This window comes from Clostridium beijerinckii, from assembly GCF_008705175.1.
Lineage (GTDB): Bacteria > Bacillota > Clostridia > Clostridiales > Clostridiaceae > Clostridium > Clostridium beijerinckii.
Map to the genome: position 1 here is coordinate 322,114 of NZ_CP043998.1, position 24,789 is coordinate 346,902.

General features: G+C 30.5%; 20 protein-coding genes and 1 riboswitch. All 20 genes read left to right on the forward strand.

Going from position 1 to position 24,789, the window contains the following annotated elements; genetic code table 11:
- The first annotated feature begins 225 nt into the window (after positions 1–225).
- The 20 genes from F3K33_RS01580 to guaA all read left to right on the forward strand — a co-directional run bounded on the left by F3K33_RS01580 (position 226) and on the right by guaA (position 24,747).
- Positions 226–798 (forward strand): RNA polymerase sigma factor, encoded by a 573-nt coding sequence (locus F3K33_RS01580; protein WP_039772615.1) that lies wholly within the window; start codon positions 226–228, stop codon positions 796–798.
- An 18-nt stretch (positions 799–816) separates the two neighbouring features.
- A complete protein-coding gene (locus F3K33_RS01585; protein WP_039772613.1) occupies positions 817–1,728 on the forward strand; it encodes a hypothetical protein in 912 nt (303 codons plus the stop codon).
- A gap of 281 nt (positions 1,729–2,009) precedes the next feature.
- Positions 2,010–4,364 carry a glycyl radical protein gene (locus F3K33_RS01590; RefSeq protein WP_039772611.1) on the forward strand — a complete coding sequence of 785 codons (2,355 nt, stop codon included), beginning with the start codon at positions 2,010–2,012 and terminating at the stop codon, positions 4,362–4,364.
- A gap of 3 nt (positions 4,365–4,367) precedes the next feature.
- Positions 4,368–5,303, forward strand: a complete 936-nt coding sequence (locus tag F3K33_RS01595; RefSeq protein WP_039772610.1) for a glycyl-radical enzyme activating protein — start codon at positions 4,368–4,370, stop codon at positions 5,301–5,303.
- A 209-nt stretch (positions 5,304–5,512) separates the two neighbouring features.
- On the forward strand, positions 5,513–6,190 hold the full coding sequence (locus F3K33_RS01600; RefSeq protein WP_011967667.1) for a transaldolase family protein: 678 nt from the start codon (positions 5,513–5,515) through the stop codon (positions 6,188–6,190).
- Between the two features lie 115 nt (positions 6,191–6,305).
- Positions 6,306–7,373, forward strand: coding sequence for a mannose-1-phosphate guanylyltransferase (locus F3K33_RS01605; RefSeq protein WP_011967668.1), 1,068 nt, complete (start codon positions 6,306–6,308; stop codon positions 7,371–7,373).
- Between the two features lie 363 nt (positions 7,374–7,736).
- Positions 7,737–8,318: a zinc dependent phospholipase C family protein gene (locus tag F3K33_RS01610; RefSeq protein WP_011967669.1), complete on the forward strand. Its 582-nt coding sequence runs from the start codon at positions 7,737–7,739 to the stop codon at positions 8,316–8,318.
- 534 nt (positions 8,319–8,852) lie between these two features.
- Positions 8,853–9,488 carry a redox-sensing transcriptional repressor Rex gene (locus F3K33_RS01615; RefSeq protein WP_017209928.1) on the forward strand — a complete coding sequence of 212 codons (636 nt, stop codon included), beginning with the start codon at positions 8,853–8,855 and terminating at the stop codon, positions 9,486–9,488.
- Between the two features lie 377 nt (positions 9,489–9,865).
- The gene (locus F3K33_RS01620) at positions 9,866–10,651 is read left to right on the forward strand and encodes a short-chain-enoyl-CoA hydratase (protein ID WP_011967671.1); all 786 of its coding nucleotides are present in this window, start codon (positions 9,866–9,868) and stop codon (positions 10,649–10,651) included.
- An 84-nt stretch (positions 10,652–10,735) separates the two neighbouring features.
- On the forward strand, positions 10,736–11,875 hold the full coding sequence (locus F3K33_RS01625; RefSeq protein ID WP_023976413.1) for an acyl-CoA dehydrogenase: 1,140 nt from the start codon (positions 10,736–10,738) through the stop codon (positions 11,873–11,875).
- 13 nt (positions 11,876–11,888) lie between these two features.
- Positions 11,889–12,668, forward strand: coding sequence for an electron transfer flavoprotein subunit beta/FixA family protein (locus tag F3K33_RS01630; RefSeq protein ID WP_011967673.1), 780 nt, complete (start codon positions 11,889–11,891; stop codon positions 12,666–12,668).
- Positions 12,669–12,690: 22 nt separating this feature from the next.
- On the forward strand, positions 12,691–13,698 hold the full coding sequence (locus F3K33_RS01635; RefSeq protein WP_039773941.1) for an electron transfer flavoprotein subunit alpha/FixB family protein: 1,008 nt from the start codon (positions 12,691–12,693) through the stop codon (positions 13,696–13,698).
- A gap of 142 nt (positions 13,699–13,840) precedes the next feature.
- On the forward strand, positions 13,841–14,689 hold the full coding sequence (locus tag F3K33_RS01640) for a 3-hydroxybutyryl-CoA dehydrogenase (protein ID WP_011967675.1): 849 nt from the start codon (positions 13,841–13,843) through the stop codon (positions 14,687–14,689).
- A gap of 522 nt (positions 14,690–15,211) precedes the next feature.
- A complete protein-coding gene (locus F3K33_RS01645; RefSeq protein ID WP_039771200.1) occupies positions 15,212–16,141 on the forward strand; it encodes a DNA-3-methyladenine glycosylase family protein in 930 nt (309 codons plus the stop codon).
- A gap of 372 nt (positions 16,142–16,513) precedes the next feature.
- Positions 16,514–18,004 carry a 4Fe-4S dicluster domain-containing protein gene (locus tag F3K33_RS01650; RefSeq protein WP_017209826.1) on the forward strand — a complete coding sequence of 497 codons (1,491 nt, stop codon included), beginning with the start codon at positions 16,514–16,516 and terminating at the stop codon, positions 18,002–18,004.
- A gap of 406 nt (positions 18,005–18,410) precedes the next feature.
- Positions 18,411–18,695, forward strand: a complete 285-nt coding sequence (gene groES, locus F3K33_RS01655) for a co-chaperone GroES (RefSeq protein ID WP_008427174.1) — start codon at positions 18,411–18,413, stop codon at positions 18,693–18,695.
- A gap of 91 nt (positions 18,696–18,786) precedes the next feature.
- Entirely contained in the window at positions 18,787–20,412 is a 1,626-nt protein-coding gene (gene groL / locus F3K33_RS01660; RefSeq protein ID WP_011967678.1) for a chaperonin GroEL, read from the forward strand.
- Positions 20,413–20,736: 324 nt separating this feature from the next.
- Positions 20,737–21,213, forward strand: coding sequence for a type II secretion system protein (locus tag F3K33_RS01665; protein WP_011967679.1), 477 nt, complete (start codon positions 20,737–20,739; stop codon positions 21,211–21,213).
- A gap of 112 nt (positions 21,214–21,325) precedes the next feature.
- Positions 21,326–21,423, forward strand: a riboswitch (purine riboswitch).
- Positions 21,424–21,569: 146 nt separating this feature from the next.
- Positions 21,570–23,027, forward strand: coding sequence for an IMP dehydrogenase (guaB, locus tag F3K33_RS01670; RefSeq protein WP_011967680.1), 1,458 nt, complete (start codon positions 21,570–21,572; stop codon positions 23,025–23,027).
- A gap of 187 nt (positions 23,028–23,214) precedes the next feature.
- Positions 23,215–24,747, forward strand: coding sequence for a glutamine-hydrolyzing GMP synthase (gene guaA / locus F3K33_RS01675; RefSeq protein WP_023976022.1), 1,533 nt, complete (start codon positions 23,215–23,217; stop codon positions 24,745–24,747).
- Positions 24,748–24,789: the final 42 nt, after the last annotated feature.

A 24,789-nucleotide genomic window follows, 5' to 3' on the forward strand; every position in this document is an offset into this window, starting at 1 on the left:
GACAGCTTATTTTTATACATAAAAAAGCAAACTCATAACAATATACCTTTTTATGTATAATTTATTTATAGCTAAAGAATAAATTAATACAGAAGAATTATAAAATGTCATTGAGATTTATAAATTATAGTTCTCATTAAAAGAAAAAATTAAAATGAATAAAACCTTTTTACTAAATTAATCCTCTTATATTATAGGAGCTCCAAAAGGAAGAGAGGTGCAAAGATGGATATAGAAGAAATAGTAACGCGTTGCAAGCTCGGAGAGAAGGAAGCATTTCGCGAACTTTTTCAAATTGTAGAAAAAAAGGCGTTGGCTACTGCATATTTTTTATCAGGAAATAGAGGAATTGCTGAAGACATACTTCAAGAGACATATATGAAATGCTTCATGGAAATAAATAAACTTCAAGAGCCACAAGCGTTTAAAGTATGGTTTTTTAAAATTCTTATGCGAACAGGCTGGAAAATGACAAAAAAGCAGTCAGAGTTAGTTCCGTTAGAAATAACATCAGAAAATGAAGGTTTATTTTTTGATGAGAATCAAGAAAAAGAAAACATAATTGATAGATATGAGATAAAACATGTAATGCGGAGTGCAATCAACAAATTAAGTCCTAATTTAAAAACAGTTGTTATTCTTTATTATTACAATGACATGACAATGGAAGAAATTTCAAAGGTTACAGGTTGTTTTAAGGCCACGGTAAAATCACGGTTGTTTTATGCCAGAGCTGCTTTGAAGAAGCAGTTAGCCAATTGCTTTGAGGTGGAAAGTGGGATGAGCATAGTTAAATAGAAAGGAGTCTAATTAAAAATGAAAGATAAGGGTTATTTGGATAAGGTAATAAAGAGTGCTATAGATGATAGTATTTTTAATATTAAAGCTTCAAGAGATATTTTTAATGAGGCTTGGAATAATAAGGAGAAAGAAATGGGAAAGAAAAAGTATTTTAGTATAAAAAATATAAGAAAGGAGGTATTAGTTCCTATATGCTGTGTATTATTTGCTATTGTTGGTGTTTTTACATTTTCGCCAGTAGCAAGGGCTGCTGCGCAGGAAGCATTGAAGACAATATTTTTACTTGATAAATCAGGTAATATTATTGAGAAATCAGAAGATGAGGCAGTTGATGATGTTACCGTTGGAGGTTTTGAGATAACGGATAAAAACAAGAATGAGATAGAGGGGAAATTCGGATTTGAATTTAATTTTCCTAAAAAAGTTGGGAATTTCTCCATTACAGAAATTGCAGGATATCCTGTGTCTCCAGTAGCGATGATGACTGTTAAAGATTTGAAATATAAAGATGAAGAAAACTCATTAGATAAGTTTAGAAAAGCGGTAGGAGATGATCAAATATTTAATGAGCTTAGTAAAGATTATAAGATTATAAGAAACATTTGTGAATCATATGAAGATAGTGAGAAACATAAATTTTTTATATACTTATCAAAATTTAGTGAGGATTCAGAAATGAATAGTGTTAAAGAAACAACTATTGATAATATAAAATGTAGAGTTTTAGAAGAAAATAGGGCTAAATATGAAAGAAGTGAAAATGGCGATGATGTTACAAAGAAGCCTATTAGTGTTAACAAAATATATTATATGGTTTGGGATTATAATGGAGTAAGCTACAGGATATACATTGGAGAAAATTCTGCAGATATTGATGTAGCAACACAGTTTGCAAAAGATTATATAAAGATTCTAAAACAAGAATAGAAAAAACAAAGGGTAAGGGAGTGATCTCTTACCCTTTGTTTTGAAAGGGATATATGAACTTTAATAAAAAATATAATATAAAATCTATGATTTATAGAATAAGTTAGGAAATTGAACCTTTAGATGTTTAAGATTAAATAATCTTCTTTAAATAAATCAATATTATTTTAATAAAACTGTATGAAATAATAAAAAATACATTGAAAAATAATTTGAAATAATATAAAATAAGAATATAGTAATAATAAATGATAATAAATAAGCAGAAAGGAGAAAGAGAAATGGATGAATTAATAATGTCTCGAAGAATTGAAAATTTAAAGAAGAAGATGTTATCCGAAAAAAGATATGCATCTATTGAACAAGCACTTATAATAACTGAAACTTATAAAGAGAATGAAGATAAGCCAGTTATTATAAAAAGAGCATTAGCATTAAAGAATTCTCTTTCAAAATTAGAAATCGGTATTGATGATGAAGAGTTAATAGTAGGTAACCGTACTAAAGGGGTTAGATATGGTGTTGTTTTTCCAGAGAGCGGTAGCTCATGGATCGATAAAGAATTTGAATCTCTACCAACTAGACCTCAAGACAAATTTAATGTGAATTTAAATGATATAGAAACATTTCGAAAAGTGATTAAACCATATTGGGATGGACACTCATTAGAGGATGTCATTAGACAGAGATATGGAAAAGAAATTGATGAAATTGCAAAAGTGGTAAAAATAAATCAAAAAGACCATGCTCAAGGGCATATTTGTCCAAATTGCAGAGAGTGGCTTGCTTTAGGCCCAGAAGGAATTAAGCAAAGAGCCATTGAAAAAATGAAGAATTCTACAAAAGAAAGTAAGGAATTTTATGAAAGTGTAATTATTGTTATGGAAGGTGCTCAAGAATTTATGATGAGATACCATGACTTAATGAAAGAAAAAGCTGAGTCAATCTGCGAGGAAGAATTAGTAGCAGATATGCTTCAAGTTGCAGAGATTTGTAAGAATATCTCTAGAAGGCCGGCACAAACTTTCCATGAGGCGGTGCAAGCAATTTGGTTTTTATTTGTTATACTTCATATGGAATCAAATGCATCATCATTCTCACCAGGAAGAATGGATGAATTTTTATATCCATATTATAAAAGAGATATACATCTTGGAAATATAGATGATAAAAAGGCTTTAGAAATAATTGAATGTCTTTGGCTTAAGTTTAATGAAATAGTTTATTTAAGAAATTCTCATAGTGCTAAATTTTTTGCAGGATTTCCTATAGGATTTAATATTGCAATTGGTGGCCAAGATGAAAAGAGTAATGATTTTTCAAATGAATTATCTTTCTTATTCCTAAAAGCTCAAGAACATTTAGGTCTGCCACAACCTAACTTATCTGTGAGACTTCATAAGAACACATCAGAAAAACTATTGAAAGAGAGCATAAAAGTTGTGGCAAAAGGCAGTGGAATGCCGCAGTTCTTTAATGATGAATCAGTAGTGCCGTCTATGATAGACTTAGGAATTAAAGAAAAAGATGCAAGAGACTATGCAATTGTTGGATGCGTAGAGCTTACAACTCAAGGTAATAATCTTGGTTGGAGTGATGCAGCAATGTTCAATTTAAATAAGGTTTTAGAGATCACTCTAAATGGTGGAAAATGCTTAATTTCAGGAGATTCATTGTCTCAAGACTTAGGTAATCTAACCACTTACGAAAAGTATGAAGATTTAGAGGAAGCATTTGCTAAGCAAATAGATTATTTCATTGATAGAATGATTTTAGCTTGTGAACAAGTTGAAAAAGCCCACATAGATGTTTTACCTTCGCCATTCTTATCGTCAGTTATTGACGACTGCATTGAGAAAGGTGTAGATGTTACTGCAGGTGGAGCAGTATATAATCTGTCAGGAATTCAAATGATACAAGTTGCAAATTTAGCGGATAGCTTGGCAGCAATAAAACTTTTAGTATATGATGAAAAGAGAATTTCTAAAGAAGAATTGTTAAAAGCTCTTCAAAATAACTTTGAAGGATATGAAGTGATAAGGGCTATGCTATTAAATCGTGCACCTAAATACGGGAATGATATTCAATGGGTAGATGAAATTGGTGCTAAGTGGGCAAGATATTTCAATGGAAAGCTTAAATCTTATACAAACTATCGTGGAGGTAAATATCATACAGGAATGTATACAGTATCTGCCCATGTTCCAATGGGTGAAAATGTAGGAGCATCTGCAGATGGAAGATATGCAAAGGCACCTTTAGCTGACGGTGGTATGTCACCTGTATATGGAAGAGATATTGCAGGACCTACTGCTGTTTTAAAGTCTGTATCAAAATTAGATAATGTATTAACTACTAATGGTGGTTTATTAAATATGAAGTTCTTACCTGAATTTTTTAAGCATGAGATTGGACGGGATAAGTTTGCAAGATTCTTAAGAACCTTTGTAGATTTAGAAATACCACATATTCAATTTAATGTTTTACGTAAAGAAGATTTATTAGCAGCGCAAAAGTATCCTGAAAATTATCGTAGTTTAACTGTACGTGTAGCGGGATATACAGCATATTTCACTGAACTTGCAGGAGAATTGCAAAATGAAATTATAGCAAGAACAAGTTATGGGGATATATAGCCTATGGAAAAAGATTATTCGTCTTTAACAGGAAAGATTTTTGATATAAGAAGATTTTCAACACATGATGGAGAGGGAATAAGAACAACGATTTTTTTAAAAGGATGTCCGCTTAAATGTGTTTGGTGTCAAAATCCTGAAGGTATTTCTCCAAAGGAACAATTAATTCATTTTGAAAATAAATGTATTAATTGTGATCTATGTATTAAAAAATGCTCTAATCAATCAGTTATACGAGAAAATAATAAAATATGTGTTGTTCAAGATAAATGTATAGATGAACAAAATGAAATTGTTACAGATATTTGTCCGACTGGTGCGTTAACTATGGATTCTAAAAATTATACTTTAGATGAAGTTATAGAAATAGCACTGAAGGATAAAGCGTTTTTTAAATATGGTGGTGGGGTAACTTTATCTGGTGGAGAACCATTGTACCAGAAAGAATTTGTAGTTGTATTACTTAAAATGTTAAAAGAAGCTGGAATAAATACAGCGATTGAAACATCTTTATTCGTCCCTACTGAATATATAATAGAAGCGCTACCGTATCTAGATACAATTTTTGCAGATTTAAAGGTATTTGATAATGATAAGCATAAGATTTTTACTGGCGTAGGTAATGAACTAATCAAAAAGAACATCAAGTTTATTTTAGAAAGCAATAAGAAAGATAATGTGATTATCAGAACTCCATTAATACCTCAATTTACAGCAAATAAAATTAATATTCATGATATAAGTGGATATATTTCAAGCATTTACTCAAAAGTAAGGTATGAACTATTAAATTATAATCCACTTGCAAAATCAAAATACAACTTAATCAATAATTTAGATTATTGTTTTGAAGAGAATCCTAAAATGTATACTGAGACTCAAATGGAGGAATTTTATGATATAGCTTATTCAGCAGGAATAAGAAATTTAGTTAAATAGTTGTTTCGGATATTCATTGATTGCTGAATAAAAAGGTATAAATAAAAATGTTTTTATTTTAATATTCTAAAATTCTTAAGAATATATATTGTTTAGAATATTACAATATAAGAATATATATTCTTGGAATAGAGTATTGTTTTATAGTATTTATAACGCATTTACTTAATTTAAGTATAGAAATTAAAAAGAGAGAGGGAGAAGAAAAAATGTTAATGTTAATTGATGATGCAAACTTAGATGAAATTAAAAGGATTTATGAATTTTACCCATGTGATGGGGTGACAACTAATCCATCTATTCTAAAAAAACAAGGTGGAAATCCTATGGAGGTATTAAAAGCAATTAGAGAATTCTTACCAGAAGGGGCACAATTACATGCTCAAGTTGTATCATTAACTGCTGAAAAAATGGTTGATGAAGCACAACATATGATTGAAGTACTTGGAAAGGACACTTATATTAAAATTCCTGTAACACCTGAAGGAATAAAAGCTATGAAATTATTAAGTAAGGAAAATGTAAATATTACAGCAACAGCTATTTATACTTCGATGCAAGCCTTCATGGCAGCAAAAGCAGGGGCAAGATATACAGCACCTTATGTAAATAGGATTGATAATATGGGAGCTGATGGAGTTCAAGTTGCAAAAGATATTCATGACATGTTTAAAATGCATGGATTAAATTCGGATGTATTAGCTGCAAGCTTCAAAAATTCACAACAAGTTTTGAATTTATGCAAGTATGGAATTGGATCAGTTACAGCAGCACCAGATGTAATAGAAGGATTAATAAAACATGATGCAACTAAAAATGCAGTAGATGTATTTACAAAAGATTTCTATAGCTTGGTTGGTGAAGGGAACACAATGGAGGGGCTATAATTCAGGAAGAAGAACATTTAAGGGAAATAATTTATTGTTCTTTTTACTATAGACTCACACATACAAATATTTTGACATATAATGAACTAGTATCATTACATGGAGTTGAAAATGCGTGATATACGGGCTGATTTTAGCTGGAGGTAAGGGCAGTAGACTATATCCTCTATCAAGAGCCGATCAACCAAAACAATTTTTAAAGCTAATTAACGATAAAAGTTTCTTAGTTAATACTGTTGATAGGATAATGCCATTAATAGACAGGGATAATATTTATATTGTAACCAATATGGACTACAAAGAAAAAGTTAAGGATGAACTAATAGGAATTAGAGAGGAAAATATTTTTGTAGAGCCTGCTAATAAAGAAACTGCAACTTGTATAGGTTTGTCTGCAGTAAAATTATTAAAACAAGATGCTAATGCAGTAATGGTTGTATTACCATCAGATCACTATATTCAGGGTGAGAAGAATTATATAGATACTTTATCACAAGCAATAGAAATGGCAAATAGGAGAAGGTGTATCGTTACACTTGGGATTGAACCTAGTAGACCTGAAACAGGATATGGATATATAGAAATGGGGGAAAGAACTGCTGGAAGCATACCAACTTATAGAATTGCAAGGTTTACAGAAAAACCAAATTCAGAGGTAGCTAAAGATTTCATATTAAAAGGAACTTATTTATGGAATTCTGGGATGTTTATATTTAGGGCCGACGTTATACTAAGAGAAATAGAAAAATACTTGCCTAAATTGCATAAATCACTGATGGAGATATATAAAAATTTAGGAGAGGAAAATGAAGAGAGTGTTATAAAAGACCAATATGAACTTATAGACGGAATTTCTATAGACTTTGGAGTTATGCAGAGAACTAGAAAAGCCTATGTTATTAAATGTGATTTTAGTTGGGATGACATGGGGAGTTTTGGCGCTTTAAGTAGGCTACTGAGCACTTATAGAAATAATAGTATATCTAAGAATGTTTATATTGACGATTGCGAGAATTGCTCCATATTTGGGGACAAAAACCTGATAATTGGGTTTGGAATAAAAGACTTGGTTGTAGTAGATGCTGGAGATGTTATTCTTGTAATGGATAAAAATAAGGATCAGGAAATAAAACATTTATTAAATAGGCTCAACGAAAATAAAGAATATAATAAATTTCTATAGTAAGTAAGCTGTTTCAATATATCTTAATGATACTGAAGCAGCTTATTTATCTTTGGAGATGCACTTAGAAAGCATGTGCAAGTTAGAGTTAGTATATAAGGAAACCATATAAAATGTATGCTTAAACTATATTAAACTAATATTTTTACTAATATAGTTTAATACGTTATGAGCTTTGATATTCTTGGGTATTAGTACATATAATACTTGAAGAAATCGATTAATAAAGTGTTGTAAATTTGAATCTAGAGTATTATTATAAATATACAAAACAAATTTAATTTATAAAAAAATAACGAAACGCCTAAATGAGGGTTTCATAAAATATAAAATTTAATATGCAGAGGATGTGATCAAGCATTGATGATCAATACTCACAAGATTATGGCAGAAAATATTATAAAATATGCTAATACAAAGAGTATTTATTTAATTAATAATAAAAGATTTATATGGGGGAACGTGAAACCTGATTGTGCGCCTAAATATAAATTTAAGAAGCATTATTTTAATGAAAGTATAAATATGATTATTGAAAAGATTATACATTTATCATCATTATCATTGGAAGAAATATACTATGATATGACAATTGGTAAGTTTAGTGAAGAGCTTGGAGTAATATGTCACTTTTTATGTGATTTTTTCTGTGCACCACACTATTATAGATGGGAATTTAAGAGTACGAGCGCTGTAAAACATCATATGATGTATGAGAAAAATTTAGCTAAGGTAGCTAAGTCGTTTGATCCGACAGGAATTATAAATACACATGTAGATTCAAGTAATATAGAAGAGTTTATAATGCAGCTACAGAAGCAATATGATGGAACTATAAATTATTATAATGATTTAACCTTTTCGTATTATGTTTGCGATAGCGTATTAAATATGATATTGAACAATGTGTTTATCAATGAAAATAAGGTAATTAAAGTAATTTAATTTCTTAAGATAAGAAATATTTCAAAATGGTTGAAAAATTATTTTGAAATATTTTTTTGATTTTGTTAAAAGGTATAAAATTTTATAAAGATATTATTTAATATAAACAAAAATCGCAATGTTAAAATAAAATTCTTGAACACATGTTTAAGTATTGATATTGTTATTATATAGAAAAGGTTAAAAATAAAGCGGTTTAAATTAAAAAAAGTGGTCAAAATATAAAAAAGTAAAATTTCATAGCAGTGAGTTTTCTAGAGACTTCTGTTGCTTATCAAGAGAAATTTTAAATTTATAGGCACTTTTGAATAAATAATTTAATTAAGCTTGACATAAAAATATAGAAATATGGTAGAATTATAAATTATAGCAATTAATTAAAATTTAACAATGTGAATATAATTTTAAAATTGATTGTTAATAAATAGACTAATCATAATTACTAAAAGTCTAAATAGTAGTTATATAATTTAATTTGATATAAATATTATAGGGTCGAAAAATATAAAAGTATTGAAATAGGAGAAAGTAGATATGGAAAAGCATAAAAATATATCGATGGCAGTTATCAAAAGGTTGCCTAAGTATCATAGATATCTTGAAGAACTTATGAAAAATGAGGTGGATAGAATTTCTTCAAAAGAATTAGGAGAAAAGATTGGATTTACTGCATCACAAATTAGACAAGATTTAAATTGTTTTGGAGATTTTGGACAACAAGGTTATGGATATAATGTTAAGGAACTATATACCCAAATTAGCGCTATATTGGGATTAGACAGAGGTTATGAAGCTGCACTGGTTGGTGCTGGAAATATAGGGCAAGCAGTTTCGAATTATTCTAGATTTGAAAATTTAGGATTTAAAATAACAGCAATATTTGATGCAAATCCTAAATTGATAGGGATGAAAATCAGAGATGTAGAAATAATGGATATAGACGAAATGGAATCCGTACTAGAAGAACATAAAATAGATATTGGCATAATTTGTGTTCCTAGAAAAAATGCCCAAGTTGTTGCTGATGAATTAATAAGGGGTGGAGTAAGAGCAATTTGGAATTTTGCTCCTGTAGATTTAGTAGTTCCAGATCATGTGAAAGTAGAAAATGTACATCTAAGTGAAAGTTTATTGACTTTAATTTATTTATTAAATGAGAGTGAAGGTTAAAAATATAATAAATATATGCAATATATTATTTAAAGCTTGTTCAAAAAATAACAGATTAAATATATATATTTGTTTTTAGAAATAGATTTAAGAAAAATTTATGCAAAAGCTTTACATGAATAAAGTTTTCTTCTCTGTTTGGCATGAAAATAGATATATACCTTTGATCAGTTATTTTTTTCATATACTTAAAAACTTATATTAATAACGCAATATTTTATTGCAAATAATCTAGGAACGTATTATAATTTTAATTGAGGCGTGAAGTCTTGATATTTTTTTAGACTTATTTGTTATATTATTAACAATTAGGATAAAAAATATCAAAAATAGTGTGAAAATTAAAAAAATAAGCAAGTTTGAAGGAGGTCCTTAGAATGGAATTAAAAAATGTTATTCTTGAAAAAGAAGGGCATTTAGCTATTGTTACAATCAATAGACCAAAGGCATTAAATGCATTGAATTCAGAAACACTAAAAGATTTAAATGTTGTTTTAGATGATTTAGAAGCAGACAACAATGTGTATGCAGTTATAGTTACAGGTGCTGGTGAGAAATCTTTTGTTGCTGGAGCAGATATTTCAGAAATGAAAGATCTTAATGAAGAACAAGGTAAAGAATTTGGTATTTTAGGAAACAATGTCTTCAGAAGATTAGAAAAATTGGATAAGCCAGTTATCGCAGCTATATCAGGATTTGCTCTTGGTGGTGGATGTGAACTTGCTATGTCATGTGACATAAGAATAGCTTCAGTTAAAGCTAAATTTGGTCAACCAGAAGCAGGACTTGGAATAACTCCAGGATTTGGTGGAACTCAAAGATTAGCTAGAATTGTAGGGCCAGGAAAAGCTAAAGAATTAATTTATACTTGTGACCTTATAAATGCAGAAGAAGCTTATAGAATAGGTTTAGTTAATAAAGTAGTTGAATTAGAAAAATTGATGGAAGAAGCAAAAGCAATGGCTAACAAGATTGCAGCTAATGCTCCAAAAGCAGTTGCATATTGTAAAGATGCTATAGACAGAGGAATGCAAGTTGATATAGATGCAGCTATATTAATAGAAGCAGAAGACTTTGGAAAGTGCTTTGCAACAGAAGATCAAACAGAAGGAATGACTGCGTTCTTAGAAAGAAGAGCAGAAAAGAATTTTCAAAATAAATAATTTTTTAATAATTAGTTAAAAATCTATTAGAGATTTATATATAGTTTGTATCAAATAGGTTTAATTAACAAGGAGGGTAATTTAATGAATTTCCAATTAACTAGAGAACAACAATTAGTACAACAAATGGTTAGAGAATTCGCAGTAAATGAAGTTAAGCCAATAGCTGCTGAAATCGACGAATCAGAAAGATTCCCTATGGAAAACGTTGAAAAAATGGCTAAGCTTAAAATGATGGGTATCCCATTTTCTAAAGAATTTGGTGGAGCAGGCGGAGATGTTCTTTCATATATAATATCTGTGGAAGAATTATCAAAAGTTTGTGGTACTACAGGAGTTATTCTTTCAGCGCATACATCATTATGTGCATCAGTAATTAATGAAAATGGAACTAACGAACAAAGAGCAAAATATTTGCCAGATCTTTGTAGTGGTAAGAAAATCGGTGCTTTCGGATTAACAGAACCAGGCGCTGGTACAGATGCTGCAGGACAACAAACAACTGCTGTATTAGAAGGAGACCATTATGTATTAAATGGTTCAAAAATCTTCATAACAAATGGTGGAGTTGCTGAAACTTTCATAATATTTGCTATGACAGATAAGAGTCAAGGAACAAAAGGAATTTCTGCATTCATAGTAGAAAAGTCATTCCCAGGATTCTCAATAGGAAAATTAGAAAACAAGATGGGGATCAGAGCATCTTCAACTACTGAGTTAGTTATGGAAAACTGCATAGTACCAAAAGAAAACCTACTTAGCAAAGAAGGTAAGGGATTTGGTATAGCAATGAAAACTCTTGATGGAGGAAGAATTGGTATAGCTGCTCAAGCTTTAGGTATTGCAGAAGGAGCTTTTGAAGAAGCTGTTAACTATATGAAAGAAAGAAAACAGTTTAATAAACCATTATCAGCATTCCAAGGATTACAATGGTATATAGCTGAAATGGATGTTAAAATCCAAGCTGCTAAATACTTAGTATACCTAGCTGCAACAAAGAAGCAAGCTGGTGAGCCTTACTCAGTGGATGCTGCAAGAGCTAAATTATTTGCTGCAGATGTTGCAATGGAAGTTACAACTAAAGCAGTTCAAATCTTTGGTGGATATGGTTACACTAAAGAATACCCAGTAGAAAGAATGATGAGAGATGCTAAAATATGCGAAATCTACGAAGGAACTTCAGAAGTTCAAAAGATGGTTATCGCAGGAAGCATTTTAAGATAGGAGGACTTTTAGAATGAATATAGTAGTTTGTGTAAAACAAGTTCCAGATACTACAGCAGTAAAAATTGATCCTAAAACTGGTACATTAATAAGAGATGGTGTTCCATCAATAATGAATCCAGAGGATAAACACGCTTTAGAAGGTGCATTACAATTAAAAGAAAAAGTTGGAGGAAAAGTTACTGTAATAAGTATGGGACTTCCAATGGCTAAAGCAGTATTAAGAGAAGCATTATGTATGGGAGCTGATGAAGCTGTCCTATTAACAGATAGAGCACTTGGAGGAGCAGATACTTTAGCTACTTCAAAGGCACTTGCAGGAGTAATAGCTAAATTAGATTATGATTTGGTATTTGCTGGAAGACAAGCAATTGATGGAGATACTGCACAAGTAGGACCAGAAATAGCAGAACATTTAAACATTCCTCAAGTAACTTACGTTCAAGACGTTAAAGTTGAAGGAAATACATTAATAGTAAATAGAGCACTAGAAGATGGACATCAAGTAGTAGAAGTTAAAACTCCATGTCTATTAACTGCAATCGAAGAATTAAATGAAACTAGATATATGAATGTTGTAGATATATTCGAAACTTCAGATGATGAAATCAAAGTTATGAGCGCAGCTGATATAGATGTAGATGTAGCTGAATTAGGGCTTAAAGGCTCACCTACAAAGGTTAAGAAGTCAATGACTAAGGAAGTTAAAGGTGCAGGAGAAATCGTAAGAGAAGCACCTAAAAATGCAGCATACTATGTTGTAGGAAAATTAAAAGAAAAACACTACATCTAAGATAATAGGAGGGTAATTTATTATGAATATAGCAGATTACAAAGGCGTTTGGGTCTTTGCTGAACAAAGAGAAGGCGAATTACAAAAAGTATCTTTAGAACTACTTGGTGAAGGTAGAAGAATTGCTGATGAATTAGGAGTAAATCTTACAGCTTTATTATTAGGTAGCAACATAGAAGGATTAGCAAAAACTTTAGCAGAGCACGGTGCAGATGAAGTTTTAGTTGCTGATGATAAAAACTTAGAACACTATACAACTGATGCTTATACAAAAGTTATTTGTGATTTAGCAAATGAAAGAAAACCAGGAATATTATTCGTAGGAGCTACTTTCATCGGAAGAGATTTAGGTCCAAGAATAGCTGCTAGATTATCAACAGGATTAACAGCAGACTGTACATCAATTGATGTTGATGTTACAAATGGCGATCTTTTAGCTACAAGACCAGCATTTGGTGGTAACCTAATGGCTACAATTGCTTGTCCAGAACATAGACCACAAATGGCAACAGTAAGACCAGGAGTATTTGCAAAGATTACAACTGATCCATCTAAATGTAAAATTGAAAAAGTTGATGTTAAATTAGCAGATAGCGATGTAAGAACTAAAGTTTTAGAAACTATAAAAGCTAAGAAGGATATCGTTGATATAGCTGAAGCAGATTTCATCGTATCAGGTGGTAGAGGAGTTGGAAACAAAGAAAACTTCCAATTACTTAAAGAATTAGCAGAAGCTCTAGGCGGAACTGTCGCTGGATCAAGAGCAGCTGTAGAAAAAGGATGGATTGATGGAGCATATCAAGTAGGTCAAACTGGTAAGACTGTTAGACCTCAAATATATATAGCTTGTGGTATTTCTGGAGCTATCCAACACGTTGCTGGTATGCAAGATTCAGATTTAATCATTGCTGTAAATAAAGATGATTCAGCTCCAATAATGAAAATTGCTGACTATGCAATAGTTGGTGATCTTACTAAGGTAGTACCAGAATTAATAGCTCAAGTTAAAGAAATAAAGAGCGCTGAATAATTATAATGTAACATTAAAGATAATTAATTAACAATATTATTCAATAAGTAACAATTAGATAATTATGAAGTTAATCCTTAGTTAAAATATATATTTTAGCTAAGGATATCTATAATGAAAAGATTTAGAGGAGGAATAATTTATGAAAAAGATTTTTGTACTTGGAGCAGGAACAATGGGTGCTGGTATCGTTCAAGCATTCGCTCAAAAAGGTTGTGAAGTAATTGTAAGAGACATAAAGGAAGAATTTGTTGACAGAGGAATAGCTGGAATCACTAAAGGATTAGAAAAGCAAGTTGCTAAAGGAAAAATGTCTGAAGAAGATAAAGAAGCTATACTTTCAAGAATTTCAGGAACAACTGATATGAAATTAGCTGCTGACTGTGATTTAGTAGTTGAAGCTGCAATCGAAAACATGAAAATTAAGAAGGAAATCTTCGCTGAATTAGATGGAATTTGTAAGCCAGAAGCGATTTTAGCTTCAAACACTTCATCTTTATCAATTACTGAAGTTGCTTCAGCTACAAAGAGACCTGATAAAGTTATCGGAATGCATTTCTTTAATCCAGCTCCAGTAATGAAGCTTGTTGAAATTATTAAAGGAATAGCTACTTCTCAAGAAACTTTTGATGCTGTTAAGGAATTATCAGTTGCTATTGGAAAAGAACCAGTAGAAGTTGCAGAAGCTCCAGGATTCGTTGTAAACAGAATATTAATCCCAATGATTAACGAAGCTTCATTTATCCTACAAGAAGGAATAGCTTCAGTTGAAGATATTGATACAGCTATGAAATATGGTGCTAACCATCCAATGGGACCTTTAGCTTTAGGAGATCTTATTGGATTAGACGTTTGCTTAGCTATCATGGATGTTTTATTCACTGAAACAGGTGATAACAAGTACAGAGCTAGTAGCATATTAAGAAAATATGTTAGAGCTGGATGGCTTGGAAGAAAATCAGGAAAAGGATTCTATGATTATTCTAAATAATATCATGAATATATGGAAAAACTCAAGTTTATGCTTGGGTTTTTTTATTTTTAGGGAAATATATAAATAACTACTAGATTACATAAATAAGTTTAAACTAAAGAATATTGTAAAATTCAACAAAACATTTTATTACTGTTAAGTAAGTGATATAATATATTAAATAATAACTATTTTCTTAAGATTAATTGTATAATTTAATTGAATATTGGATATTAAAAAAATAAATAGTTAAAAAATATGATATAGGTGGTACACATCAGAAAATGGGCAATATAAACTGTGACATAATCTTTAGAAAAAAACTTTAGTGTAGAATATATTATTTAAAGAAGAATATATGAATGAAATAAGTTAAAACTAAGGTTGATATGATATTATGTTTATCAATGATTTTACTAAAAAGATAAAAATATATTTTGAATATTCATAATCAAAGAGTAGGGTTCATCAATATGCATATTAGATTATGAGATGATGCAAACTAAATAATTTTATACTGTAAGGGAGACGGATAATAAAATGGATTATAAATCTGTAGAATTTTATGATAATTATTTAATAATAAAAGAATTAAGAAATTTTAAATTAAAACATATATTTGAGTGCGGACAAATTTTTAGGTTTGAAGAGGTAGCAGAAAATGATTTTATTGTAATTGCGTTTGGAAGATTAATTGAAGTTAAAGAAGAGGGAAATGACGTAATAATTTATAATTCTACAAAGGAAGATTTTCAAAATATTTGGCTTAAGTATTTTGATTTAGATAGAGATTACTCAGTTATAAAAGATGAACTTTCAAAAGATGTTTTGCTTAAACAAAGTATTGAATTTGGATATGGTGTTAGAGTCTTGAATCAAGACCCATTTGAAATGTTGCTTAGCTTTATTATTTCAGCTCGAAATAATATACCATCAATAAAGAAGACTGTAAATAAAATATCTAATAAATGGGGAAAAGAAATTATTTATAAGGATAAAACTTACTATGCGTTTCCCAATATAGATGAAATAAAAGATGCTACATTAGAAGAAATACAGGAGACAGGAGCATCTTTCAGAAGTAAATACATATTTGATACAATAAAAAATGTGTATAATTCTAAGAGTGGAAAAGGGAACTTAAAAACAAATGATGCAAATGAATATATAAAGTATGATCTGGATTATATTAAAAATTTAGATGATGATGAATGTCATAATGCACTTCAAGAATTTAAAGGTGTTGGTTCAAAGGTAGCTGACTGTATAATGTTATTTTCAATGGAAAAGACTTCAGCATTTCCAGTAGATGTATGGGTTAAACGTGCGATGATTCATTTTTATGGGGCAGAGGATGCATCTCTAAATAAGATTAGAATTTTTGGAAGGAATAAGTTTGGTAAATTAGCAGGTTTTGCACAGCAATATTTATTCTATTATGCGAGGGAAAATAAAATAAGTGTAGGTTAAAAAGGTTGATATAAAATGAAAAGTTTAGGATTTTATTTCCTAGACTTTTTGTTTCCTCAAAAATGTTAGATTAATATGTTTAATAATGTTAATAATTTATCATTGATGTAATAATATGAATATCATATAAATCCCTTGATATAACTAATATAAGGTAAATAAACATATGCGAAAAGAAGTGGAAATACAAGAAAAAGATTTAACTAAAGTAGTTGAGAAATACCACTATATACATATGAAAATAGAACGTATATTAAGAAAATTTAGAAAATTTAAATTATATAATATTTGTTATAATTTTAACAAGAGTATGCTATAATTATTTTGTATTATAAATGTAAGATAAAAATTATTCATGGGAGAGTGTGTGTAATGTTTCAGTTTGAGAATCAACTTCTAGCTTTAAAGCACGAGGTTCTTACTAGAGTTGCTGTATTAGCAAAAGAAAATAATATTAGTAAAGAGGAAATAGAAAAAATTCCTTATGCTATGATTGTAGGAGAAGAACCTAAGTATAGAGATTCAGTTGAACGAGAAAGAAATGTAGTATTAGAGAGAGCAAAACTTGCAGCAGGATTTAAACCAACAGGCAAACATGGACAAGATTTAGTTGATATAGAAGAAGAAAAACAAATATTATATGTTATAAAAGAAGCATGTGATAGATGCCCAACAAAGAAGTTTCAAGTTACTGATGCATGTAGAAATTGTATAGCTCATAAGTGTCAAAGTGCGTGTAATTTTGGAGCAATTACATATGTTGATGGAAGAGCTTATATAGATCCAGATAAATGTAAGGAATGTGGAATGTGTAAAAAGGCATGTCCGTATGATGCGGTTGCAGAAGACATGAGACCTTGTAAGAAGTCATGTCCAACAGGTGCATTAAGCTATAATGCAGAAGATTTGAGTGCTGAAATTACAGAAAGTAAATGTGTAAACTGTGGTGCATGCATGTCAGCATGTCCATTTGGAGCTATAGAAGACAAAAGCTCATTAGTTAAAGTTATTAATAGATTGATGGATAAAGAAGAAAAAATTTATGCTGTAGTTGCACCAGCAATAACAGGGCAATTTGGGCCTAAAACAACTTATGGACAAGTTAAGAATGCAATTAAGGCATTAGGCTTTGAAGATATGGTAGAAGCTGCATGTGGAGCAGATGCAGTTACTGTACATGAAAGTAATGAGTTTGTTGAGAGAATGGAAAATGGGGATAGCTACATGACAAATTCATGTTGTCCAGGATTCCTAAGCTATATTGAAAAAATGATGCCAGATCAAGCTAATAAAATTTCAGGGACAGTTTCACCGATGGTAGCAACGGGTAGATATATAAAATCTAAAGATAAAGATGCAAAAGTGATATTTATAGGGCCTTGCACAGCTAAAAAAAGCGAGGTTCTGATAGAATCAATAAAAGATGCTATAGATTATGCATTAACGTTTGAAGAATTAGTAGCCTTATTTGATGCGTTTGGAGTTGATCCTACAACTTGTGAAGATATAGTAGTTGATGGAGCTTCAATATTTGGTAGAAATTTTGCTGTAGGTGGTGGATTAACTGCTGCTATAGAGAACTATGTGCAAGAAAAAGGTGTTAATATTGACTTTAAGCCAGTAAAGATCTCAGGCGGAGTAGAAATTAAAAAGACTATGACAATGGCTAAGGTTGGAAAGTTACAAGGAAACTTTATTGAAGGAATGATGTGCGAAGGTGGCTGTATAAATGGGGCAGCTAAAATTGTATCAGTAATGAAGGCTAAAGCGCCATTTACAAAATTAAATCAGCAAACAAGTACTAAGAGTGTATTAGCTAATACGACATTAGACGAATACAATGAAATAAACTTAGAAAGATAATATGAATCTTGATTTTGAAATATAATTAAGTAATTAAAAATTCTATTATTATATAGGTGCTCTAGGCGATGAGGTATTTAGAATTTAAAATTATTTATGAAATTTAAGAGCTTTATTCTCTATATAATGTCATAAAAACTCTAATCAGTAATATGTTTATTTGGTTAGAGTTTTTTTATTATTTTAAAAATTCATAATATTAATAATAATATGGAGAAAATTTAAGTAAATGCGATATATTTTGAGATAAGGAGTAATATTCGCTGAAAAATGGGATATAATATTAGAAGCAATGTTTGAATTATATGGATATAAAGGATATTATAATTATGTTAGCACTCGACAATGATGAGTGCTAACAGAAAATAAATGAAATGATAATATATATTTTAAGGAGGGTTTTTTCATGAACATTAAACCACTTGGTGAAAGAGTAGTAATTAAAAAATTAGAGGCAGAAGAAAAGACTAAGAGTGGAATAGTCTTAACTGGTACTGCAAAGGAAAGACCACAAGAAGCAGAAGTGGTTGCAGTAGGACCTGGAGCTGTTGTAGACGGAAATAGAGTGGCTATGGAAGTAAAAGTTGGAGATAAAGTATTATATTCAAAATATGCTGGAACAGAAGTAAAGGTTGATGGCGAAGAATATACTATATTAAAGCAAGATGATATTCTAGCAATAGTTGAATAGTTAAAGTGTTCATAACTCGATATTTAAATATAAAAAAGAAATTTAATTAGAAACGATAATAAATAACATATATAAGGAGCGTGTAATATAAATGGCTAAGATGTTAAAATTCGGAGAAGATGCAAGAAGATCTATGCAAATAGGTGTAGATAAATTAGCAGATACAGTTAAAGTGACTTTAGGACCTAAGGGAAGAAATGTTGTTTTAGATAAAAAATTTGGTGCACCATTAATTACAAATGACGGTGTTTCAATTGCAAGAGAAATAGAATTAGAAGATCCATATGAAAACATGGGTGCTCAATTAGTTAAAGAAGTTGCAACAAAGACTAATGATGTAGCAGGAGATGGAACTACAACTGCGACATTACTTGCTCAAGCAATAATTAGAGAAGGTCTAAAGAATGTTACAGCTGGAGCTAATCCAATTCTAATTAGAACAGGTATTAAAATGGCTGTAGATAAAGCTGTTGAAGAAATCCAAAAGATTTCTAAGCAAGTAGATGGAAAAGAAGATATAGCTAGAGTTGCTGCAATCTCAGCTGCTGATGAAGAAGTTGGTAAGTTAATAGCAGATGCTATGGAGAAGGTTGGTAACGAAGGTGTTATTACTATAGAAGAATCTAAATCAATGGGAACAGAATTAGATGTTGTAGAAGGTATGCAATTCGATAGAGGATACGTATCACCTTACATGGCTACAGATACTGAAAAAATGGAAGCTGTTTTAGAAAATCCATATATATTAATAACTGATAAGAAAATTTCTAACATACAAGAAATATTACCAGTGCTTGAACAAATAGTTCAATCTGGTAAAAAGTTATTAATTATTGCTGAAGACATTGAAGGAGAAGCAATGGCTACATTAGTAGTTAATAAATTAAGAGGAACATTTACTTGCGTAGCTGTTAAGGCACCAGGATTTGGAGATAGAAGAAAAGAAATGTTACAAGATATTGCAACATTAACTGGTGGAACAGTAATAGCTGAAGAATTAGGCAGAGAATTAAAGGATGTTACTATCGATATGCTAGGTACAGCTGATAGTGTTAAAGTAAGTAAAGAAAACACTGTTATAGTTAATGGTAAAGGTGATTCTAATGCAATAAAAGAAAGAATTAACCAAATTAAAGCTCAAATAGAAGAAACTTCTTCAGAATTTGATAAAGAAAAATTACAAGAAAGATTGGCTAAATTAGCTGGAGGTGTTGCAGTAATTAAAGTTGGTGCAGCAACTGAAACAGAATTAAAAGAAAAGAAACTTAGAATAGAAGACGCATTAGCTGCAACTAAGGCTGCTGTTGAAGAAGGAATAGTAGCAGGTGGTGGAACTGCTTATGTTAATGTAATAAACGAAGTTGCAAAATTAACTTCAGATGTTGCTGATACACAAATTGGTATCAATATAATAGTTAAATCATTAGAAGAACCAGTAAGACAAATAGCTACTAATGCAGGTGTAGAAGGTTCAGTAATAATTGAAAAAGTTAAGAATAGTGAACCAGGAATAGGATATGATGCATTACATGGAGAATATATCAATATGATAAAAGGTGGAATAGTAGACCCAACTAAGGTTACTAGATCTGCGCTTCAAAACGCAGCTTCAGTTGCTTCAACATTCTTAACAACAGAAGCAGCAGTTGCTGATATTCCAGCAAAGGAAACACCAATGCCAGGTGCTCCAGGAATGGGAATGGACGGAATGTACTAAAATATATAAATTAAAGAATTATAAATATTTAATTTAATAAATAGAGAAAGTGCTTATAAGTACTTTCTCTATTTTGCTTTTTAGTATTAAAAAAATAAAGTGCTTAATAGCCATTAACATATCTATGCAATTTTAAAAAGCATTTTATATTATATGTTTAACGTTTAAGCTTATGAAAATCATAGCAATGCAACTTTATACAAAATTTATATACTAGAAGTCAATAGTATAAATTATTAGAGAATATTTTCCATTTATTGTATAAAAGATTTCCTATTAGACATAATTTAAATAAAAACATTAATAGGAGATGGATAATGAATAATGATTTCTTTATACATTAAATGTAAATTTAGATTCAAAGATAGTATGTCAAAGAAAAGATTCTGTAAGAAGAGAAAGAGAGAAGCTTTTACTTTAATTGAAATGATTGCAGTAATTGCAATTATTGGTATTTTAGCTGTTGCTATTTTACCTAAAGTAAATGGCTATATAAATGAAGCGAAAAAAGTTAAAGTTGTAGATCAGTGCAGAAAAGTAATAATGGCCGTTGAATCATATAATTTGAAAAATGATTCGCCTCTAAGTGAAAGCACTAGTGTAAGTTCGGCTATAAGCAACAAAGGGATTAGTAAGTATTTAGATGGAGTTGAATTTGGTAATTTAAATACTAGTAGCACAAGTTTAAAAAATTGTTATGATGTAGTAAATGGTGCAGAATTTGATTTCACAGAAAATACAGATATTTTAAATCCGACGACGATTGATAATGGATCTACCAAAGATGATGTAAAAAAATAGAAAAGATATCGATAACAAAAAATTTAACTTACATTATTGAAGTAAATTTGCAATTTTAGCTTCAAATTTATTGACTTTAGATTGTACATACATTATAATAATTTTAATTTAAAATATAGCACATTTGAAAACTTATATATACCTTGAATATGGCAAGGAGTATCTACCGGGAGCCGTAAATTTCCGACTATAAGTGATATTAGTATAGGCTAAATCTATAGATTTATTAGCATATTAACATCACTTTTGAGGTTAATGTGCTTTTTTTGTACAAAAAAATAGTACAAGCAATGCAAGCAAAAAATTATAAAATACTAAAAATGAAATAAATAATTCAAAAAATAGGAGGAACTATAATGGGAAAAATAATTAAGACTGCATATACTTTTGATGATGTATTATTGGTACCTAATAAATCGGATATATTACCAAGAGAAGTGAGCACAAAAACAAAAATAACAAAGACTATAGAATTAAATATTCCTTTAATGAGTGCAGGAATGGATACTGTAACTGAGTCGAAGATGGCAATTGCTGTTGCAAGAGAAGGCGGAATCGGAATAATACATAAAAATATGACTATTGAAGAGCAAGCAAAAGAAGTAGATAGAGTTAAGAGACAAGAAAATGGAGTAATTACAGATCCTATATTTTTATCTCAAGATCATCTTATTCAGGATGCAGAGAACTTAATGGCACAATACAGAATATCAGGAGTTCCAATAACAACTCAAGATGGAAAATTAATTGGAATAATTACAAACAGAGATATAATATTTGAAACAAATTACCAAAGAAAAATTTCAGAAGTGATGACAAAAGATAATTTAATAACTGCTTCAGAAAATACTACTGTAGAGGAAGCAAAAGAAATATTAAAAAAGCATAAAGTAGAAAAGTTACCTTTAGTTGATAGTGAAGGCCGTCTGAAGGGATTAATTACAATGAAAGATATTGAAAAAGTTAGAAAGTTTCCAAATGCTGCAAAGGATAAGAAGGGTAGATTATTATGTGGAGCAGCAGTAGGTGTAACTGGAAACATGATGGAAAGAGTTGATGCATTAGTTAAAGCACAAGTTGATGTTATAACTCTTGATACAGCACATGGACATTCAAAAGGAGTTTTAGATGCTGTTTCACAAATAAAGAAAGTATATCCTGATCTTCAAGTTATAGCTGGGAATGTTGCTACAGCGGAAGCAACAGAGGATCTAATAAAGGCTGGAGCAGATTGTGTTAAGGTTGGTATTGGACCGGGATCAATCTGTACTACGAGAGTAGTAGCTGGGGTTGGAGTCCCTCAATTAACTGCAGTTATGGATTGTGCAGAAGTAGGTAAGAAGTATGGAGTTCCTATAATTGCTGATGGTGGACTTAAGTATTCAGGGGATATAGTGAAAGCACTAGCAGCAGGAGCTTCTGCAGCAATGATGGGATCATTATTTGCAGGATGTGAAGAAGCACCAGGAGAAATGGAAATATATCAAGGAAGAAGCTATAAAGTTTATAGAGGAATGGGATCTTTAGCTGCTATGGAATGTGGATCTAAAGATAGATATTTCCAAGAAGGAAATAAGAAATTAGTACCAGAAGGTGTTGAAGGTAGAGTAGCTTATAAAGGCTTTGTCTCAGACACTATATTCCAATTATTGGGTGGAATTAAATCAGGAATGGGATATTTAGGAGCAAAGAATTTTGAAATTTTATATGAAACAGCTAATTTTGTGGTTCAGACAGCTTCAGGTCAAAGAGAAAGCCATCCACATGATATTAACATTACTAAGGAAGCACCTAATTATAGTGTAGGACAATAGTAAAATGCACAGTTCACAATCATAAAATATACCACTTATGTGAACTGTGCATTATTTGATTAATTTATAATTATAGAGATTATTTAAATTAGTATTTATAATTTTCGGTGAAAATTGTCTCAATTTATTGATAAAAAGATTTATTTAGTTGATAATAGAATTTATAAGAAGAGTTTAGGAGGAGAACATGAAAAGAGATTTAGTTTTAGTTGTTGATTTTGGTGGACAGTATAACCAACTAATAGCAAGAAGAGTAAGAGAATGTGGCGTTTATTGCGAGATTATTCCATATGACTATACTATAGAAAAGATAAAAGCTAAAAATCCAAAAGGTATAATATTTACAGGCGGTCCTAACAGTGTTTATGGAGAAGATACTCCAACTGTAGAAAAAGAAGTATTTGAATTAGGCGTGCCAGTACTTGGAATATGCTATGGTGATCAACTAATGGCACATTTGCTAGGTGGAAAAGTTGCGACAGCACCAGTAAGAGAATATGGAAAAACAAATGTAAAATTAGATAAATCATCTAAATTATTTGAAGGAATTGAAACTGATGGTATAGCTTGGATGAGTCATACTGATTATATTGAAGAAGCTCCAAAAGGATTTAAGGTAATAGCAACTACAGAAGTTTGTCCTGTTGCAGCTATGGAAAATGAAGAAAAAAGACTTTATGGAGTTCAATTCCATGCAGAAGTTGAACACACTCAATTTGGGCAAAAAATGCTAGAAAACTTTATACACAATATTTGTGGGTTAGAAAACAGCTGGTCTATGGGATCTTTTGCAGAAGAAAAAATAAAAGAAATAAAAGAATTAGTTGGAGATAAGAAAGTGTTATGTGCTTTATCTGGTGGAGTTGACTCTTCAGTAGCAGCAATGATTGTACATAAGGCTATTGGTCACAACCTAACTTGTATATTTGTTGACCATGGTTTACTAAGAAAAGATGAAGGCGATACTGTTGAAAGAGTATTTAAGAAGGAATTTGATATGAACATTAAGAGAGTTAATGTTTCAGATAGATTCCTTGGAAAACTTGCAGGAGTATCAGATCCAGAAACTAAGAGAAAGATAATCGGCGAAGAATTTATAAGAGTTTTTGAAGAAGAAGCTAAAAAACTTGGTCAAATTGATTATCTTGTTCAAGGAACAATTTATCCAGATATCGTAGAAAGTGGAACTAAGACATCAGCAACTATAAAATCTCATCATAATGTTGGTGGACTTCCAGAAGATATGCAATTTGAACTTATAGAACCATTAAGAGAATTATTTAAAGATGAAGTTAGAGCAGTAGGAGAAGAGCTTGGAATTCCTCACAAATTAGTTTGGAGACAGCCTTTCCCAGGACCAGGTCTTGCTATTAGAGTTTTAGGTGAGATTACAGAAGAAAAACTTGAAATAGTTAGAGAAGCGGATGCAATATTCAGAGAAGAAATTGCAAATGCAAATCTTGATGAATCTATTTGGCAATACTTTGCATGTTTACCTAATATCCGTTCTGTTGGAGTTATGGGAGATGAAAGAACATATTCTCATACAATAGCTTTAAGAGCAGTTACATCAAGTGATGCAATGACTTCTGAATGGGCAAGGATTCCATACGAAATTTTAGATTTAGTAAGCAGAAGAATTGTAAATGAAGTTAAGGGAGTAAACAGAATTGTTTATGACATAACTTCAAAACCACCAGCTACTATAGAGTGGGAATAGTAGTTATTTAGAAATAAATGGCTTAAAACCTTACGTTAAGTG

What these genes read in the sequence shown, in the direction of transcription:
- F3K33_RS01625 (WP_023976413.1), top strand. Translation starts at nt 10,736, where the DNA reads ATGAATTTCCAATTAACTAGAGAACAACAATTAGTACAACAAATGGTT.
- guaA (WP_023976022.1), top strand. Translation starts at nt 23,215, where the DNA reads ATGAAAAGAGATTTAGTTTTAGTTGTTGATTTTGGTGGACAGTATAAC.
- F3K33_RS01580 (WP_039772615.1), top strand. Translation starts at nt 226, where the DNA reads ATGGATATAGAAGAAATAGTAACGCGTTGCAAGCTCGGAGAGAAGGAA.
- F3K33_RS01645 (WP_039771200.1), top strand. Translation starts at nt 15,212, where the DNA reads ATGGATTATAAATCTGTAGAATTTTATGATAATTATTTAATAATAAAA.
- F3K33_RS01615 (WP_017209928.1), top strand. Translation starts at nt 8,853, where the DNA reads ATGGAAAAGCATAAAAATATATCGATGGCAGTTATCAAAAGGTTGCCT.
- F3K33_RS01585 (WP_039772613.1), top strand. Translation starts at nt 817, where the DNA reads ATGAAAGATAAGGGTTATTTGGATAAGGTAATAAAGAGTGCTATAGAT.
- F3K33_RS01635 (WP_039773941.1), top strand. Translation starts at nt 12,691, where the DNA reads ATGAATATAGCAGATTACAAAGGCGTTTGGGTCTTTGCTGAACAAAGA.
- F3K33_RS01640 (WP_011967675.1), top strand. Translation starts at nt 13,841, where the DNA reads ATGAAAAAGATTTTTGTACTTGGAGCAGGAACAATGGGTGCTGGTATC.
- F3K33_RS01590 (WP_039772611.1), top strand. Translation starts at nt 2,010, where the DNA reads ATGGATGAATTAATAATGTCTCGAAGAATTGAAAATTTAAAGAAGAAG.
- F3K33_RS01630 (WP_011967673.1), top strand. Translation starts at nt 11,889, where the DNA reads ATGAATATAGTAGTTTGTGTAAAACAAGTTCCAGATACTACAGCAGTA.
- F3K33_RS01620 (WP_011967671.1), top strand. Translation starts at nt 9,866, where the DNA reads ATGGAATTAAAAAATGTTATTCTTGAAAAAGAAGGGCATTTAGCTATT.
- F3K33_RS01595 (WP_039772610.1), top strand. Translation starts at nt 4,368, where the DNA reads ATGGAAAAAGATTATTCGTCTTTAACAGGAAAGATTTTTGATATAAGA.
- guaB (WP_011967680.1), top strand. Translation starts at nt 21,570, where the DNA reads ATGGGAAAAATAATTAAGACTGCATATACTTTTGATGATGTATTATTG.
- F3K33_RS01610 (WP_011967669.1), top strand. Translation starts at nt 7,737, where the DNA reads ATGATCAATACTCACAAGATTATGGCAGAAAATATTATAAAATATGCT.
- F3K33_RS01665 (WP_011967679.1), top strand. Translation starts at nt 20,737, where the DNA reads ATGATTTCTTTATACATTAAATGTAAATTTAGATTCAAAGATAGTATG.
- F3K33_RS01600 (WP_011967667.1), top strand. Translation starts at nt 5,513, where the DNA reads ATGTTAATGTTAATTGATGATGCAAACTTAGATGAAATTAAAAGGATT.
- groL (WP_011967678.1), top strand. Translation starts at nt 18,787, where the DNA reads ATGGCTAAGATGTTAAAATTCGGAGAAGATGCAAGAAGATCTATGCAA.
- F3K33_RS01650 (WP_017209826.1), top strand. Translation starts at nt 16,514, where the DNA reads ATGTTTCAGTTTGAGAATCAACTTCTAGCTTTAAAGCACGAGGTTCTT.
- groES (WP_008427174.1), top strand. Translation starts at nt 18,411, where the DNA reads ATGAACATTAAACCACTTGGTGAAAGAGTAGTAATTAAAAAATTAGAG.